General features: G+C 65.1%; 12 protein-coding genes. 8 read left to right on the top strand and 4 right to left on the bottom strand.

What is annotated here, in order from left to right:
• Positions 1-2: 2 nt before the first annotated feature.
• Both N7E70_RS25870 and N7E70_RS25865 read left to right on the top strand, forming a co-directional pair.
• The gene (locus N7E70_RS25870) at positions 3-767 is read left to right on the top strand and encodes a WecB/TagA/CpsF family glycosyltransferase (protein WP_263008017.1); all 765 of its coding nucleotides are present in this window, start codon (positions 3-5) and stop codon (positions 765-767) included.
• Positions 768-778: 11 nt separating this feature from the next.
• The gene (locus N7E70_RS25865; protein ID WP_263008068.1) at positions 779-1654 is read left to right on the top strand and encodes a DUF6492 family protein; all 876 of its coding nucleotides are present in this window, start codon (positions 779-781) and stop codon (positions 1652-1654) included.
• A gap of 1 nt (position 1655) precedes the next feature.
• Here the strand turns inward: N7E70_RS25865 and N7E70_RS25860 are convergent, their stop codons facing one another.
• On the bottom strand, positions 1656-2951 hold the full coding sequence (locus N7E70_RS25860) for a lipopolysaccharide biosynthesis protein (RefSeq protein ID WP_263008016.1): 1296 nt from the start codon (positions 2949-2951) through the stop codon (positions 1656-1658).
• A gap of 161 nt (positions 2952-3112) precedes the next feature.
• On the opposite strand from N7E70_RS25860, the gene N7E70_RS25855 reads away from it, so the two are divergent.
• The 6 genes from N7E70_RS25855 (at position 3113) to N7E70_RS25830 (ending at position 11606) form a co-directional block, all read left to right on the top strand.
• Positions 3113-5392: a GNVR domain-containing protein gene (locus N7E70_RS25855; protein ID WP_263008015.1), complete on the top strand. Its 2280-nt coding sequence runs from the start codon at positions 3113-3115 to the stop codon at positions 5390-5392.
• A gap of 111 nt (positions 5393-5503) precedes the next feature.
• Positions 5504-6400, top strand: coding sequence for a bifunctional methylenetetrahydrofolate dehydrogenase/methenyltetrahydrofolate cyclohydrolase FolD (folD, locus tag N7E70_RS25850; protein WP_154385315.1), 897 nt, complete (start codon positions 5504-5506; stop codon positions 6398-6400).
• A gap of 71 nt (positions 6401-6471) precedes the next feature.
• Positions 6472-7434 carry a GlxA family transcriptional regulator gene (locus N7E70_RS25845; protein ID WP_067967057.1) on the top strand — a complete coding sequence of 321 codons (963 nt, stop codon included), beginning with the start codon at positions 6472-6474 and terminating at the stop codon, positions 7432-7434.
• A 73-nt stretch (positions 7435-7507) separates the two neighbouring features.
• A complete protein-coding gene (locus N7E70_RS25840; RefSeq protein ID WP_154385316.1) occupies positions 7508-9157 on the top strand; it encodes a vWA domain-containing protein in 1650 nt (549 codons plus the stop codon).
• Between the two features lie 485 nt (positions 9158-9642).
• Positions 9643-11172, top strand: a complete 1530-nt coding sequence (locus N7E70_RS25835; RefSeq protein WP_263008014.1) for an ABC-F family ATP-binding cassette domain-containing protein — start codon at positions 9643-9645, stop codon at positions 11170-11172.
• Positions 11173-11255: 83 nt separating this feature from the next.
• The gene (locus N7E70_RS25830; protein WP_154385318.1) at positions 11256-11606 is read left to right on the top strand and encodes an MliC family protein; all 351 of its coding nucleotides are present in this window, start codon (positions 11256-11258) and stop codon (positions 11604-11606) included.
• A 40-nt stretch (positions 11607-11646) separates the two neighbouring features.
• Here N7E70_RS25830 and edd read toward each other — a convergent pair whose 3' ends face one another.
• The 3 genes from edd to zwf all read right to left on the bottom strand — a co-directional run bounded on the left by edd (position 11647) and on the right by zwf (position 15800).
• Entirely contained in the window at positions 11647-13470 is a 1824-nt protein-coding gene (gene edd / locus N7E70_RS25825) for a phosphogluconate dehydratase (protein ID WP_154385319.1), read from the bottom strand.
• Between the two features lie 153 nt (positions 13471-13623).
• The gene (gene pgl / locus N7E70_RS25820; RefSeq protein ID WP_154385391.1) at positions 13624-14325 is read right to left on the bottom strand and encodes a 6-phosphogluconolactonase; all 702 of its coding nucleotides are present in this window, start codon (positions 14323-14325) and stop codon (positions 13624-13626) included.
• A gap of 5 nt (positions 14326-14330) precedes the next feature.
• Positions 14331-15800, bottom strand: a complete 1470-nt coding sequence (gene zwf / locus N7E70_RS25815; protein WP_067965256.1) for a glucose-6-phosphate dehydrogenase — start codon at positions 15798-15800, stop codon at positions 14331-14333.
• Positions 15801-15850 lie beyond the last annotated feature (50 nt).

Genomic DNA, 15850 nt, shown 5'->3' with positions numbered 1-15850 from the left:
GCATGACGATTTCGAAAGCGGCCGCATCCTACCGCAGCATTCTTGGTATCCGGGTCGCCAGCTTGCGGCGCGACGAAGCGATCTCGCTGCTCACTGAGAAGATCAGGGACAGGAGCTTCACCAAGGTCAGCTTCCTCAATGCCCACAACGCCAACATCGCCTGTTCCGACAAGGATTTCGCCGCCGTCCTGAACGGTTTTCTCGTGCTGGCGGACGGCATCGGTGTCGACATCGCCGCGCGCTGGCTCTATGGCGCGCCGTTCCCTGACAATCTCAACGGCACGGATTTCGTCCCCGACCTCTTGAAGGCGAGCGACAAGCCGCTGACCGTGGCACTCCTGGGCGCCAAGCGTGCCAATGCCGAGCGGGCGGCGGCGCGGCTGGGCCAGATCGCCCCGCATCACAAGATCGTCGTCGTCCATGACGGCTTCTTCACGTCTCAGGAAGAGCCCGGGATCGTCGCCGCCATCGGCAGCCTTCGCCCCGACATCCTCCTTGTTGCCATGGGGGTGCCGCGCCAGGAAATGTGGATCGCGCGGCACATGCGCCCTGAACATTGCACATTGCCGATTGCCGTCGGCGCGCTGCTGGATTTCCTCAGTGGCTCGGTTCCGCGCGCGCCGGCCTGGGTGCGCCGGCTCCGCCTGGAGTGGCTGTTCCGCCTGCTCATCGAACCGGGCCGGCTGTGGCGGCGCTATGTCGTCGGCAACCCGCTGTTCCTGTTTCGCGTGCTGCGCCAGAAGATCCGTGGGGGAGGGCAGTCTTGAACGCCAAGGCCATGTCTCCAGCCCCGGACGCTGCGCTGATCACGGCGAGCTACGCCGCCGATTTTGAACGCTGCCGCCTGCTGTGCGAGACCGTCGATCGCCATGTCACCGGCGCCTCGCATCACTATCTCCTGGTCGAGCACCGCGACCTCGCGCTGTTCCAGCAGCTCGAGGGCAAGCGCCGCACGGTCATCGACGAGCGGGAGCTCTTGCCGTCCTGGCTGCGCGACATTCCCGATCCGACGAGCCTGTTCAAGCGCCGCGTCTGGCTGAGTCGCAAGGCGCCGCCGCTGCGTGGCTGGCATGTGCAGCAGCTCAGGCGCATGGCGATCGCTGAACGCATCGAGCAGGAAACCCTCGTTTACGTCGATTCTGACGTGGCTTTCCTCAGGCCTTTCGATTGCGCCCGGTTCTGGCTGGGCGGCAAGCTCAGGCTGTTCCGGCGCGATGGCGTGCTGCTGAAACCCGGCCATGACAACCATCGCATCTGGTCGGCCAACGCTGCCGCCGTGCTCGGCATCGCCGCGCCCGAGATTTCGCCGCATGACTACATCTCGACGCTGATCGCCTGGCGCCGGTCGTCGGTGCGCGACATGCTGGCCCGCATCGAACAGGTCAGCGGACGGCATTGGGTCGAGGCGGTGAGCGCGCGACGCAAGTTCTCCGAATGCATGATCTATGGCCGCTTCGTCGACGAGGTCGCCGGAGGTGCTGGACATTATGTCGGCGCGGAAGAGTTCTGCCGGGTCCACTGGACCGGCACGCCGTTGACCGACGCGCAGTTCGAGGCCTTTGTCGCCGCCATGTCGCCCGAGCAGGTGGCGATCGGCATGCAGTCCTTCATCGGCACCGATCTCGGCCGCATCCGCAGGCTGGTCGTCGTCTGATCTAGATCGCCTTGGCTGGGCGCCGCAGCGCCGTGTAGGTGACCGCGGCCGAGGCGAGATAAAGCAGCGCGAACATGCCGTTCAGCATCCAAACCAGCGTTTCGGTGTCGGCGACACGCATCAGCAACAGCGACAGCAAGGCTGCCTTGAGGCCCGCCAGCATGGCGAGATTGGCGGCGCGGATCAGCGTCTGGCCGCGCGCGAACAGAAGCTCGGCGTGATACTCGACGAGATTGCGCAGGGCCGGCACGAACAGCGCCAGTCCGACCAGCGGGCCCGCCTCGGCGACGTTGCGGCCGAGGAAGTTGGGATAGAAGTACAGTACCACGGCGAGGAACAGCAGGGCCGAGGTCGAGACGATCAAAATGCCCGCCTCGATGCCAACCTTGACCTTTAGCCTGGCAAGCATTTCGGGCATGCGCATCATGCGCTGGACCAGCATCATCGAGAAGGTGCGGATCGGGATGGCGGTCAGGTCGACCAGCCGCATGACGATGGCATAGATGCCGGCGAGATGCGGGCCGCCCATGGCCAGCACCAGCAGCTTGTCGAACTCCATCTGCAGGTAGAACAGCACTTCGGCACCGGCGACATAGATCGAATCCGACAGCCGACGCCAGTACAGGTCAGGCGTCAGCCTGAGCCGCTGGCGCGGATAGAAGAAGCCGAAGGCGAGCGCCAGGGAGACGAGGTTCGAGGCGATGTAGAACCCGGCCCAGGCGCCGACCGTATGGCTTGGCCAGAAGATGAACAGGGCAGCAGCGGCGGCCTTGATCGCGGCGGTCAGGATCGCCAGAACCGCCGCCCGGCCGAAGCGGCCGAGACCGTTGTTGACGATCATCGCCACTTCGACCGGTCGCCACAACAGCGCCTCGGCAAAGATGACGGCGGCAAAGATGGCGGCCGGCATGGATGTCGAAAAGAACAGGAACCAGGTCAGCGCCGAAGCGGCGACGAGCACCGGCAGCGACAGCGCGGCGAGCATCAGGAAGCCGGCGGTGTAGCTGCCGATCAGGCGGGGCCTTATCGTTGCCGTGCGGTAGAGCGCCGAGATGAAACCGAAGGCCAGCGTTCGCGACAGCATGACGCCAGCGGCGGAGGCGGTAGCAAACAAGCCGAAATCGGCGATCGACAGCGTGTTGGCGAGCGCGATGAAATAGACAAGCGAAAACACCAGCCGGCCCATCGAGCCGCTGATCGCCGAGAAGTAGTCGCGCAGCACCGCCTGCCGCTGCACGACGAAACTGCCGATCCGCTGGCGCAACGTTGTGCGCGATATGTCGTTCGCCTTGGTCATGATCCAGTTGAACGATAAAAGCCAAAGCTTAATGTGCCGTTCTGTGAGGAAGCTCTATATACTGCCGCCAGGCAGGAATTAACGTTTTGTTACCCATGTCTGTTTAGCGTGGCTTAACGACCGGACAGGTGATCCGGAATAGACTTTTGGAAGTTGCCCGCATGGCCGAATCTGGAAACCGCGAGGACTGGAGGCGCAAGCGCTCGTTGCTTGCGCTGGACCGGGACGACGCCGATCCGAAGCCGCGAGGCTCGTCGCTGCTGTCGATGCCAGCGGAAGATGACATTGGTCACGAAGATTTCCAGGATCCTGCGACCCGCCATCGCATGGCGCGTTTCCGGCGCGAGGCCGAACGTGCTGCCCGCGAGCAACTGGCCGAAAAGCCGGCCGCACCGGAGGCACAGCCGGTTGTCGCACAGCCGATGGAAGCCGCGTCCGCATTCGCAAGCGACAAGCCTGCTCCGACTCCGTCTTCGATGATCGGCACCTGGCGCGACAGGGCGATCGGCTCAGTCGCTCCGGAGCCGCTTGCTGCCATGCCTCAGCCCTCGGTCGAGCCATCCGCACAGCATGGCGATCACGACGACGTTCGCTGGCAGCCGCTGATCGACCCGATGGCGGTCATCGGCGGCATCACCCGTTCGAAACTGCTGATCGCCTCGACGACGCTCGCCGGCGCGCTGCTGGGCGTCGCGCTCGCTCTGTCGACGCCCAAGAAATATGAAGCCTGGACCGAGATGATCGTCGATCCGCGCAACCTCAGGCTTTCCGACAAGGAGCTGACCGTCGGCGACCTGCCGTCGGACGCGACACTGGCGGTGGTCGAAACCCAGGTGCGCAGGCTGACCTCCGGCTCGGTGCTGGTCAAGGTGGTCGACAAGCTCAATCTGGCCGATGATCCGGAATTCAACGGCAAGGCCGGCGGCGGCTTCAGCGTTAGCGGTTTCGTGCGTTCACTGATCTCGTCCAACCAGCAGACAGGCGATGATCCCGGACGGCGGCACGCGCTGGCCGCCGAACACCTCTATGAGGCGTTGTCCATCCAGCGCGACACCAACACCTTCGTCATCTCGGTCGGAGCAAAGACGCAGGATCCCGAGAAGTCTGCACTCATCGCCAACACGATGACGGATGTCTTCATCCAGACTTTCGGCGAGTTGCAGGCCGGAACGGCAGGGCGCGCGACCGAGGAGCTGACCCGCCGCCTCGACGACCTGCGCAAGTCGGTCGAAGCGGCCGAGCGCAAGGTCGAGGCGTTCAAGGCCGAGAACGAACTGATCAATCCGCAAGGGCGGCTGATCACCGACGACGAGATCCAGCGTGTCAATGACCAGCTGACCGCAGCGCGAGCTCGCACGCTCGAACTCAACGCGCGTGCCGCCTCGACCCGCGACCTCGGTGTCGATTCGGTGCTTGCAGGCGCCTTGCCCGAAGCGATCGGCTCGCCTGCCATCACCGAACTGCGCGCGCAATATGCGGCGCTGACCCAGGAAGCCGACCGGGCCGCCGTCAGGCTCGGCCCGCGCCATCCCGAGCGTCTGGCTGTCGATGCCCAGCTCAGCGGGGCACGCGAGCGCATCGCAAACGAACTGCGCCGGGTCGCCGGCTCCATCCAGGTCGACCTCAAGCGTGCCGTGCAGACCGAACAGGAGCTCGCCGCCCGCCTTGCCCAGCTCAAGGTACGCCAGAGCGAAGTCGGCGGCGAAATGGTCACGCTGCGCGAGCTCGATCGCGACGTTGCCGCCAAGCGCGCCGTCTACGAGGCCACCCTGCTTCGCGCTCGCGAGACCGGCGAGCAGAGGGACATCAATTCGGGCAACGTGACAATCATATCGCCGGCATCGCCGCCGCTGCAGTCGACCGGCCCGTCGCGGGCGATGATTGCGCTGGGCGGCATGCTGCTCGGCTTTGCCTCCGGAGTCGGCTTCGGCGCCATGCGCGGGGCGCTGCAAAGCCTGCGCAGCACGGCGAGGCGGCGCAGCCGGGCGAAGCCCGAAACGCGCGGCGAACCGGTGACCGCGACCAGCCAGCCGGACAACCACGTCGAGGTTGCTGCGCCAAGGACCGAGGTGGCCCCGGTGATGCAGTCGGGAGGTGCTGTCGCCGCTATGGATCCGATCGTGGAGAGCCGGCAACAAACTCAGACCTGGCAGGCGCAGCCGATGCAGCAGCAGCCCGGCTATCCCGCGCCAGCCTATGCGCCACAGCCGCAGCCCGGCTACGACGAGCCGCCGCTGCCGCATCCGGACTACGCAACACCGCAGCAGTATCGCCCGTCCTATCGGCAGCGGTCGTCGGACCATTACTCCGCGCCGCCGCCAGCGCCCCATGCTGATGCGCCCGCGCCGCAGAGCCAGATCGACGAGATCAGTGAAAGCCTGCGTGAGGTTCGCAAGGAACTGAACCTTCTCAGGGAGCGGCGCTCGCGCCGCTACTTCTGAAATTCTTCCAGGCGGTTTCGAGTTTACGGCACCGGACGCCGCAATGACGAGGTTGCGGGTCGAAAATTTGATGACAATGCGCCGCAAAGCATGCCGCAGACGGAGTAAGCCATGGCTGAGATCATTGACGGAAAGAGTGTCGCAGCCGAGGTCGTCGAAGGCGTCAAGAAGTCAGCGGCCGCACTTGCCGGCCATGGCGTAAAGCCGGGGCTGGCGGTGGTCATCGTCGGCGAGGATCCGGCGAGCCAGGTCTATGTCGCCAACAAGTCGCGCACAGCAAAGGAATGCGGCTTCCATTCGGTCCAGCATACGCTTGCCGCCGAGACTTCCGAGGCCGATCTCGTCGCCCTTGTCGAGAAGCTCAACGCCGATCCCGCGATCCACGGCATCCTCGTCCAGCTGCCGCTGCCCGGCCATATCGACGCCGGCAAGATCATCCAGACGATCGCACCCGACAAGGATGTCGACGGCTTCCACTTCATCAATGTCGGCAAGCTCGCCACCGGCGAGCTCGACACCGCACTTGTGCCCTGCACGCCATTCGGCTCGATGCTGCTGATCGAACGCAAGCACGGCAAGGACCTGTCCGGTCTCAATGCGGTGGTCGTCGGACGGTCCAACATCGTCGGCAAGCCGATGGCCAACCTGCTGCTTGCGGCGAACGCCACCGTGACCATCGCCCACAGCCGCACCAAGGATCTGCCGGCCTTGTGCCGCACTGCCGACATTCTCGTCGCTGCCGTCGGCCGGCCCGAAATGGTCAAGGGCGACTGGGTCAAGCCGGGCGCCACCGTCATCGATGTCGGCATCAACCGCATTCCCGCACCCGACAAGGGCGAAGGCAAGTCCAGGTTGGTCGGCGACGTCGAGTTCGCCTCGGCCGAAAGGAGCGCGGGCGCCATCACGCCGGTTCCCGGGGGCGTCGGTCCGATGACCATCGCCATGCTGATGGCCAACACGCTGGTGTCGGCCTATCGCCACGCCGGCCTCGAACAACCGGGCTTCTGAATGATCGCGGCGTTGTGGAAACCGGCGCCGCTTCCTTGCTCAACCCGGCGCGTTCTGTAGATTTGGTCGCGATGTCAGAGCCCCACCCCGAAGGCCGCCAGTTCGCTTTCCTGCTGGTCGACAAGTTCTCGATGTTCTCGCTGGTGGCCGCCATCGACACCTGTCGGTCGGCCAACCGCCTGCTCGGCCGCGACGTCTATGGCTGGACCACGGTGTCGGCCGATGGCGAGGCGGTGATCGCCTCCAACGGCCTGCCGCTCAAGGTCGACTATTCCGTCGCCGACGTGCCGGCGGTCGACATCATGTTCGTCTGCGTCGGCGTCGCCACCGAATTTCCTGGCAAGAGCAAGGTGCTCGGCGCGCTTCGTTCCTGGGGCCGGCGCGGCGCTGCCCTGGGCGCGCTGTCGGTCGGCTCCTATCTGTTGGCCGAAGCCGGCCAACTCGACGGCTACCGCTGCACCATCCATTGGGAAAACCGCGCCGGTTTCATGGAGAAGTTCCCTGATATCGAGTGCACCAACAACGTCTTCGAGATCGACCGCAAGCGCTACACCTGTGCCGGCGTCACCACCTCGATCGACCTGATGCTCGAGATCATCAAGCGCGATTTCGGCGCCAATCTCGCCAATGAGGTTGCCAACCAGTTTCAGCACGAGCGCATCCGTTCTGCCGGCGACCGCCAGCGCGTTGGCCCCGAACGTGACCTCACCGGCAAGTCGGACAAGCTCAAGCGCATCGTCGAACTGATGGCCGACCATCTCGATGAGCCCCTGTCGGCGGTGCAACTGGCAAAGACGGCCGGGCTATCGGTTCGCCAGGTCGAGCGCCTGTTCCTGCGCCATCTCAATGTGACGCCTGGCCGTTATTACATGCGGCTCAGGCTCGAGCGCGCGCGTGAATTGCTGCGCCAGACCAACATGCCGATCCTCGACGTGGCGATCGCCACCGGCTTCACCTCGCATTCCTATTTCGCGCAAAGTTACCGGCTGCAGTTCGGCCGTCCGCCGAGCGAAGAACGCCGCACCACCTATTAATCAGCCTCAGGGTTGTCAGCCCAATGGCCGTTGTTTAGCTTCGCGTCATTCAACTGAATCGGCGAGGGGCAGCATGAAGGCGTTTACACGAGGCATCCTGGCGTCTGTCCTCATGCTGTCGGGAGTGGCAAGCGCCAATGCCGCCGACCGCGCCATCATCGTACTCGATGCCTCCGGCTCGATGTGGGGACAGATCGACGGCAAGCCGAAGCTGGAAATCGCCCGCGAGGCGCTGCGCTCGGTGCTTACCACCATTCCCGCCGACACCGAACTCGGGCTGATGGCCTATGGCCACCGCGAAAAGGGCAGCTGCACCGACATCGAACTGGTGGTGCCGCCGGCGTCAGGCTCGGCAAGCGCCATCACCGTTGCCGCCGACAGCATGAAATTCCTCGGCAAGACGCCATTGTCCGCTGCCGTCAAGCAGGCCGCCGAGGACCTCAAATACACCGAGGACAAGGCGACAGTGATCCTGATCACCGACGGGCTCGAGACCTGCAACGCCGACCCTTGCGCATTGGGCAAGGAACTGGAGCAGTCGGGTGTCGATTTCACCGCCCATGTCGTCGGCTTCGGCCTGACGGCGGAAGAGGGCAGGCAGGTCGCCTGCCTCGCCGAAAACACCGGCGGCAAATACATCCAGGCAACCGACGCCAAGGGTCTGGAAGATGCGTTGGTGCAGACGGTTGCCGCGCCGGCCCCGGCCCCGGAACCTGCGCCTGCGCCGGAACCGGCCAAGCCGGAGTTCAACTTCGCTCCCGAGCTGACGCTGGCCGAAGGCGGCGCGCCGCTGAAGGATGCCGGCAACGCCTGGGAAATCTACAAGGCCAATGCCGACGGCTCCAAGGGCGAGCGCCTGACCACCGAATACAACAACTACAAGGGATCGCTTGAAGCCGGCGACTACATCATCCGTGCAACGCTCGGCGAAGCGGCTGTCGAACAGCCGCTGAAGGTCGAGGCCGGCCAGGCCTACAAGCCGCTGTTCGTGCTCAATGCCGGCACGCTCGTCGTCAGGCCACGCCCCAGCGAAGGCGCCGACATCGTCGATGGGGCGGCCGTCGTGCTCGACTTCCCTGGTGGCGACCACCCGGCGACCTATTACGGCCAGACCAAGGTGGTGCTGCCTGCCGGCGAAACCAGACTGAAGGTCACCATCGGCCAGGGCGAGGCCAATGAGACGATCCAGCTTGCTGCAGGCCAGACCGTCGAAAAGGACATCATCGTCGGCGTCGGCCATGTCGTGGTCAATGCGATCTATGCCGAGGGCGCCGACAAGGTCGACGCCGGCGGTCTCGACGTCAGGGTCTACAAGGCCAGGAAAAAGATCGACGGCACCCGCGACCAGGTCACCTATGGCTACGGTCCGGACAACAAGTTCGACCTGCCCGCCGGCGACTATGTCCTGGTCGCCCGCATGGACCAGTCCGAGGCCGAACAGCCCTTCAATGTCCGGGTCGGCGAGCAGGGCCAGGTGACCGCCGTGCTCGGCGCCGGCGTGCTGGCGATCGATGCTCCCGGCGCCAAGGAAATCCGCGTCTTTGCGGCCAAGAAGGACATCCAGGGCAATCGCCAGGGTTTCGGCTACGCCTACGACCAGAAGCACCAGACGACCTTGCCGGCAGGCGACTATGTTGTCGAGGTCGATCGCGGCGACGCCGGCAAGAAGGAGGCTTCGGCGACCGTCAGGGCCGGCGAGCGCAGCGAGCTGACGATCCAATAGGCCGGAGCGCAGCGAGCTGACGATCCAATAGGCCGGAGCGCAGCGAGCTGACGATCCAAGAAGTCGGAGCGCAGCGAGCTGACGATCCAAGAAGTCGGAGCGCAGCGAGCTGGCGGTCCATGGGCTTGCAACGGAACGAGGTCGCGGCTATTTAGAGCGCGCAACTCGAACAACAAAGGAGGGCTGCGTGTACACGTTTTTTCGTCACCACCGTCAGCGCGGCCCTGTCCACGCCCTGCAGATGCGTTTGCAGGGCTGACCTCGGACGACGCGCCAACAGCATCGACCCCAACGATCAGTTACGATTTTTGGACAGTATGATGCGGCATTCGATGTTGCGTATCTCTCTCCCGGTCTGCCCTCAGTGGTGATGCGGCCTCGAGCCTTGGGCTCGTCCGCATCTGGACAATCACCGGACCCGGTTTCCCAAAAGCATCTCGTATGATCGGATGCGGGCGAAGGTCCGGCCAGACCAGAGAACTGATATGGCTTTGATCAATCTGAGGTCGCTCGGCGTCACGCTCGGTGCACCGCTCTTCTCCAATCTCAACCTGTCCGTCGAACCGGGTGTCCGGCTTGGCATCGTCGCCGCCAATGGTCGTGGCAAGTCCACGCTGCTGCGCGCGATCACGGGCGCCTTCGAGCCGACATCAGGCGATATCACCCGTTCACGCGGCCTGCGGGTCGGCCATGTCGAGCAGGACGTGCCGGCAAGCCTGATCGACATGGCGTTCCATGACGCCGTCCTTGCAGCGCTTCCCGCCGATCAGGCTGAGAGCGAGAGCTGGCGCGTCGACATCGTTCTCGACGATCTCGACGTGCCCGAGGAGATGCGGCAGCGGCCCTTGTCGAAGCTGAGCGGCGGCTGGCAGCGGCTGGCCCTGCTTGCCCGCGTCTGGGTGACCGAGCCCGACATGCTGCTGCTTGACGAGCCGACCAACCATCTCGATCTGGCACGTATCGCCCAGCTCGAGACCTGGCTGAACGCACTGCCGCGCGACGTGCCGGTGGTGATCTGCAGTCACGACCGCGCCTTCCTCGACGCGGTGACCAACCGGACGCTGTTCCTCAGGCCGGAGAACTCGCAGATCTTCTCGCTGCCCTATTCCAGGGCGCGAGAAGCACTCGACGAGATCGACGCCTCGGAAGCACGCCGCTTCGAAAAGGACATGAAGACCGCGCAGCAACTGCGCCGACAGGCGGCCAAGCTCAACAACATCGGCATCAACTCGGGCAGCGACCTTCTGGTGGTGAAGACCAAGCAGTTGAAAGAGCGGGCCGAGCGGCTGGAGGATGCGGCGCGGCCGACCCATCAGGAGCGTTCGGCTGGCACCATCAGGCTCGCCAATCGTGGAACCCATGCCAAGGTGCTGGTCACCTTCGACGACGCGCCCGTCACCACGCCAGATGGAACGCTGCTGTTCCGTACCGGCAAACTGTGGCTTCGCCAGGGCGACCGCGTCGTCCTTTTGGGCCGCAACGGCACCGGCAAGACCCGGCTGGTCAACATGGTCAGGCAGGCCATCGGCGCACCGGAAAACGCCAGGGACGTGGTCAAGGCGACGCCCTCGCTGGTGCTGGGGTATGGCGACCAGGGCCTGTCCGATCTCAGGGACAAAGACGCGCCGCTGTCGATGCTGACGCGTCGGTTCGAGCTTGGCGAGCAGCGTGCCCGGACCTTGCTGGCCGGCGCCGGCCTGACCGTCGAGATGCAGGGCAATCCGATCGGCCGCCTGTCCGGCGGCCAGAAGGCGCGGCTCGGCATGCTGGTGCTCAGGCTGACAAACCCGAACTTCTACCTGCTCGACGAGCCGACCAACCATCTCGACATCGATGGGCAGGAGGCGCTGGAGGATGAACTGCTGAAGCACGAGGCGAGCTGCCTGCTCGTCTCGCACGACCGCAGCTTCGTCCGCGCCGTCGGCAACCGCTTCTGGCTGATCGAGAAGAAACGGCTGGTCGAAGTGGAGAGCCCGGAAGGCTTCTTTGCAGATGTGGCGAAAAACGGCGCCTAGCCGCCGTTGCGCGCCGGAGCCTTGGTTTCGGCAGGCCGTTTCGGCGTGCTATCGTCGCATGACGAGCATTTCAGGAGACCGTCATGCGCTTGAGCGTCACTGCGATCATTCTCGCCGCTGCGACCAGTGCGGCAATGGCTTCGACCGTCACGCTGGATCTGCCGGGGGATGCAGAGGTCGAGCGCAACGCGGTCGACTATGGATGCGGCGACCAGACGGTGAAGGCCGAATACGTAAATGCCGGCGACAATTTGCTCGCAGTGCTCACGCTCGGTGACCGGACGGTCGTGGCCGTCACCGTGCTGAGCGCCAGCGGCGCCAAATATGCCGGCCAGAACTATGTCTGGTGGACCAAGGGCGACAATGCCGATCTCTACGACCTGACCAAGGGCGAGGATGCACCGGCGGTGATGTCGTGCGAGGTGGTGAAGTAGCGAGAGGCTCGACCCTCGGGGTAGAGCCTCGGCTTTTGGACTAGGCCGTGCCGAAGGCACTTGCGCCGTGGTCGGCGCGGCCGGCCATCTGGCGGAAGCCGGCGAACAGCTCGCGGCCCATGCCGTGCTCGTTGCCCGAGAGGTCGCAGACCGGTTCAGGACGCAGCGCCAGATCTCCGGCGGGAACCAGGACCTCGAGCGTGCCGACCTCGGCGTCGAGCCTGACGATGTCGCCGTCATGGACCCGCCCGATCGGCCCGCCTTCGAGCGCTTCCGGCGTGACATGGATCGCCGCCGGCACCTTGCCTGAGGCACCCGACATGCGGCCGTCGGTGACCAGCGCCACCTTGTGGCCGCGGTCCTGCAGGATGCCGAGCACGGTGGTCAGCTTGTGCAGTTCCGGCATGCCGTTGGCCTTGGGGCCCTGGAAGCGGATGACAGCGATGAAATCGCGGTCGAGAAGACCGGCCTTGAAGGCGTCGTTGAGGCCTTGCTGGCTGTCGAACACCAGCGCCGGCGCCTCGATGATGCGGCGCTCGGGCTTGACCGCCGAGGTCTTGATGATGGCATGGCCGAGATTGCCGCCCAGCACCTTGAGGCCGCCGGTCGGCTGGAACGCCTTGGCGGCGGGCGCCAGCACCTTTTCGTCGCCGCTGACCTTGGGTGCCGCCTCGCGCACCACCGAGCCGTCGGCGCCGAGCTTGGCTTCGACGGCATAGGGACGCAGGCCTTCGCCCCACACAGTCTGCACGTCCTCATGCAGCAGGCCGGCGTCGAGCAGTTCGCGGATCAGGAAGCCCATGCCGCCGGCTGCCTGGAAGTGGTTCACGTCGGACAGGCCGTTCGGGTAGACGCGGGCAAGCAGCGGCACTGCATCCGACAGGTCGGAGATGTCCTGCCAGGTCAGGCGGATGCCGGCAGCGGCGGCCATGGCGATCAGGTGGATGGTGTGGTTGGTCGACCCGCCCGTGGCGTGCAGGCCGACGACACCGTTGACCACCGAGCGCTCGTCGATCATGCGGCCGACCGGTGTGTAGGCGTTGCCGAGATGGGTAATGGCGAGTGCCCGCCTTGTCGCCTCGCGGGTCAGCGCATCGCGCAGCGGTGTTCCAGGATTGACGAAGGAGGCGCCTGGCGTGTGCAGGCCCATGATTTCCATCAGCATCTGGTTGGAGTTGGCGGTGCCGTAGAAGGTGCAGGTGCCCGGTCCATGATAGGACTTGGACTCGGCTTCGAGCAGCTCGGCGCGGCCGACCTTGCCTTCGGCATAGAGCTGGCGAACCTTGGCCTTCTCATCGTTCGGCAAGCCTGACGTCATCGGTCCGGCCGGCACGAACACTGCCGGCAGGTGGCCGAAGGTCAGCGCCGCGATCACCAGGCCCGGCACGATCTTGTCGCAGACGCCGAGATAGACGGCGGCGTCGAACATGTTGTGGCTAAGGCCGATTGCGGCCGACATGGCGATGACATCGCGCGAAAACAGCGACAGCTCCATGCCGGGCTGCCCTTGCGTGACGCCGTCGCACATCGCGGGAACGCCGCCGGCCACCTGGGCGATGCCGCCGGCTTCGCGCGCCGCGTCCTTGATCAGCTGCGGATAGGTCTCGAACGGCTGATGCGCCGACAGCATGTCGTTGTAGGAGGTGATGATGCCGAGATTGGCGACCTTGTCGCCGCCGAGCGCGACCTTCTCCGAAGGGCTGCAGACGGCAAAGCCGTGGGCGAGGTTACCGCAGGACAGCACGCCGCGATTGGCGGTCTTGCCGGCTGCCGCGTCGACGCGGTCGAGATAGATTTCGCGGCTGACCTTCGAGCGTTCGCGGATGCGCTCGGTGATGGCTTGGATGTCGTTCCTGGCTGTCATGGCCTCAGTCCTTTCAACGCGGGGCCCGAACCGGGAGGAATTTCGGGCTGGCATGGACCGGCAGACGGCGCAGCCGATTGCGCCGGACCATGCTCGATTTCGGCATTCGCGGCGCCGCGGCCCCTGGTGGAGCTCGGCGCGGCCGGGTCCCGATCAGGGGGCCCAGTAGATCTCGGCGGCGCGCGGCGCCCGGTCGATCACGGTGCGGATCGGCAAGGCCTTGTCGGTGGCCAGTGCCGCCTCGATGACGTTGCGCTTTTCCGCGCCCTCGATATGGACGACGACCAGCCCGGCGCCCACCAGCGCAGGCAGCGTCAATGTCAGCCGCGGCTCGCCGGCGCTGTCGGAATGAACCGGCATCACCAGCCGGGACGTAGCCGGGTCGAGCAGGGCGTCGAGCCCGACAGCATCGGGGAAGAACGAAGCGGTGTGGCCGTCGCCGCCCATGCCGAGGATCGCCGCATCGAGCGGCCAGGGCAGGGTCTTCAGCGCGGACTCCGCAAGGCGCGCGCCGTCCTCGACACTCGTTGCCTCTTGGAACAGCGGCGCGAAACGGGCGGCGGACGCCGCGTTCTGCAGCAGGTTAGCCTTGGCAAGCGATGCGTTGGAACGTGATGAAGTCTCTGGAACGAAACGCTCGTCGACAAGCGTCACCGTTACCTTGCCCCAGTCGAGCTCTTCGCGCGACAGAGCTGCGAAGAACCGGCCGGGCGTCGAGCCACCGGAAACGGCCAGGAACGCTTCGCCGCGCCGCGAGATCGCCGCGCGCAGAGTGTCGGCGACAGCAACGGCCAGCGAAGCTGCCAACGCGTCGCGCGTCTCAAACTCGTTCCAGTGGGGCGCAATGCCAGCCATGGCGCTCAATTGCTCTCATGCCAGGTGCGACCGTCACGCTCGATCAGCGCGATCGACGCCGACGGACCCCAGGTGCCGGCGGTATAGCCCTGGGCTTCCTGGCGGCTGCCTTCCCAGGCGTGCTGGATCGGGTCGATCCACTTCCATGCCGCCTCGACCTCGTCGCGGCGCATGAACAGCGTCTGGTTGCCGCGCACCACGTCCATGATCAGGCGCTCATAGGCATCCGGCGCGCGCCCGTCGAAGGACTGGGCGAAGCTCATGTCGAGCGGGATCTGGCGCAGACGCATGCCGCCCGGGCCCGGATCCTTGATCATGATGAACTGCTTGACGCCCTCGTCGGGCTGCAGGCGGATGACCAACTGGTTGTTGAAGATCGGACCGGCGCTCTCGCCGAAGATCGAGTGCGGGATCGGTTTGAACTCGATGACGATCTCGGAGACACGCGAGGCCAGCCGCTTGCCGGTGCGCAGATAGAACGGCACTCCGGCCCAGCGCCAGTTGGCGATCTCGGCCTTGATGGCGACGAAGGTCTCGGTGTTGCTCTCCGCACCCAGCTCCTCGATGTAACCCTTGACCGGGCCACCGGCCGATGCGCCGGCGCGATACTGGCCGCGCACCGTCTGCTTCGGCGCCTCGTTGCCGTTGACCCGCTTCAGTGCATTGAGAACCTTGAGCTTTTCGTCGCGGACGGCATTGGCCTCCATCGAGGCCGGTGCCTCCATGGCGACGAGGCAGAGCAACTGCAGCATGTGGTTCTGCACCATGTCGCGCAAGGCGCCGGCCTTGTCGTAATAGGTGACGCGGTCTTCCAGGCCGACGGTTTCGGCCACCGTGATCTGCACGTGGTCGATATGGGCCGAGTTCCACAGCGGCTCGTAGAGCGCGTTGGCGAAGCGCAGCGCCATCAGGTTCTGCACCGTCTCCTTGCCGAGATAGTGGTCGATGCGGAAGATCTGGTGCTCGCCGAAATCGTCGCCGATGATGTCGTTCAGCGCCCTGGCCGACTCGAGGTCGCGGCCGATCGGCTTTTCCACGACGATGCGGGAATCCGAAGTGACCAGTTTGTGCGCCTTGAGGTGGTCGGAGATGTCGCCGAACAGGCTGGGGGCCACAGCGAGATAGAAGACGCGGATGCGCTTGCTGTCGGCAAGCGACTTCTTGAGTTCGGCAAAACCGTCGCCCGACTTGGCATCGACGGTGACGTAGCTCAGCCGGTCGAGGAAGGTCGCGAGTTCCTTTTCCTCGATATATTCGGGCTTCACGTGATCCGAGATCGCCTTCTTGGCGAAGGCCCGGAACTCCTTGTCGTCCATCTTGGTGCGCGACGCCCCGATGATGCGGGTCGGCTCGGAAAACTGGTGGTCGCGCTGGCGGTGATAGAGCGCCGGCAACAGCTTGCGTTCCGACAGGTCGCCGGTGCCCCCGAAAATGATGAAGTCGAAAGGATCGACGGGGATGATCTGGCTGGTCATGATCGTTCCAATTTCAAGACGGTCGTCGCGTCGCCGCCTGATATAATCTA

It is taken from the genome of Aminobacter sp. NyZ550 (assembly GCF_025628925.2).
GTDB classification, from domain to species: Bacteria; Pseudomonadota; Alphaproteobacteria; order Rhizobiales; family Rhizobiaceae; genus Aminobacter; species Aminobacter ciceronei.
The sequence above is the reverse complement of the archived record's forward strand: the minus strand, read 5'-3'. Positions and strand labels throughout refer to the sequence as shown.

Excerpts from the sequence above, each read along its gene's own strand:
- N7E70_RS25840 (WP_154385316.1), top strand. The coding sequence starts at position 7,508 with ATGAAGGCGTTTACACGAGGCATCCTGGCGTCTGTCCTCATGCTGTCG.
- zwf (WP_067965256.1), bottom strand. The coding sequence starts at position 15,800 with ATGACCAGCCAGATCATCCCCGTCGATCCTTTCGACTTCATCATTTTC.
- N7E70_RS25870 (WP_263008017.1), top strand. The coding sequence starts at position 3 with ATGACGATTTCGAAAGCGGCCGCATCCTACCGCAGCATTCTTGGTATC.
- N7E70_RS25835 (WP_263008014.1), top strand. The coding sequence starts at position 9,643 with ATGGCTTTGATCAATCTGAGGTCGCTCGGCGTCACGCTCGGTGCACCG.
- N7E70_RS25865 (WP_263008068.1), top strand. The coding sequence starts at position 779 with ATGTCTCCAGCCCCGGACGCTGCGCTGATCACGGCGAGCTACGCCGCC.
- N7E70_RS25855 (WP_263008015.1), top strand. The coding sequence starts at position 3,113 with ATGGCCGAATCTGGAAACCGCGAGGACTGGAGGCGCAAGCGCTCGTTG.
- pgl (WP_154385391.1), bottom strand. The coding sequence starts at position 14,325 with ATGGCTGGCATTGCGCCCCACTGGAACGAGTTTGAGACGCGCGACGCG.
- N7E70_RS25845 (WP_067967057.1), top strand. The coding sequence starts at position 6,472 with ATGTCAGAGCCCCACCCCGAAGGCCGCCAGTTCGCTTTCCTGCTGGTC.
- folD (WP_154385315.1), top strand. The coding sequence starts at position 5,504 with ATGGCTGAGATCATTGACGGAAAGAGTGTCGCAGCCGAGGTCGTCGAA.
- N7E70_RS25830 (WP_154385318.1), top strand. The coding sequence starts at position 11,256 with ATGCGCTTGAGCGTCACTGCGATCATTCTCGCCGCTGCGACCAGTGCG.
- edd (WP_154385319.1), bottom strand. The coding sequence starts at position 13,470 with ATGACAGCCAGGAACGACATCCAAGCCATCACCGAGCGCATCCGCGAA.
- N7E70_RS25860 (WP_263008016.1), bottom strand. The coding sequence starts at position 2,951 with ATGACCAAGGCGAACGACATATCGCGCACAACGTTGCGCCAGCGGATC.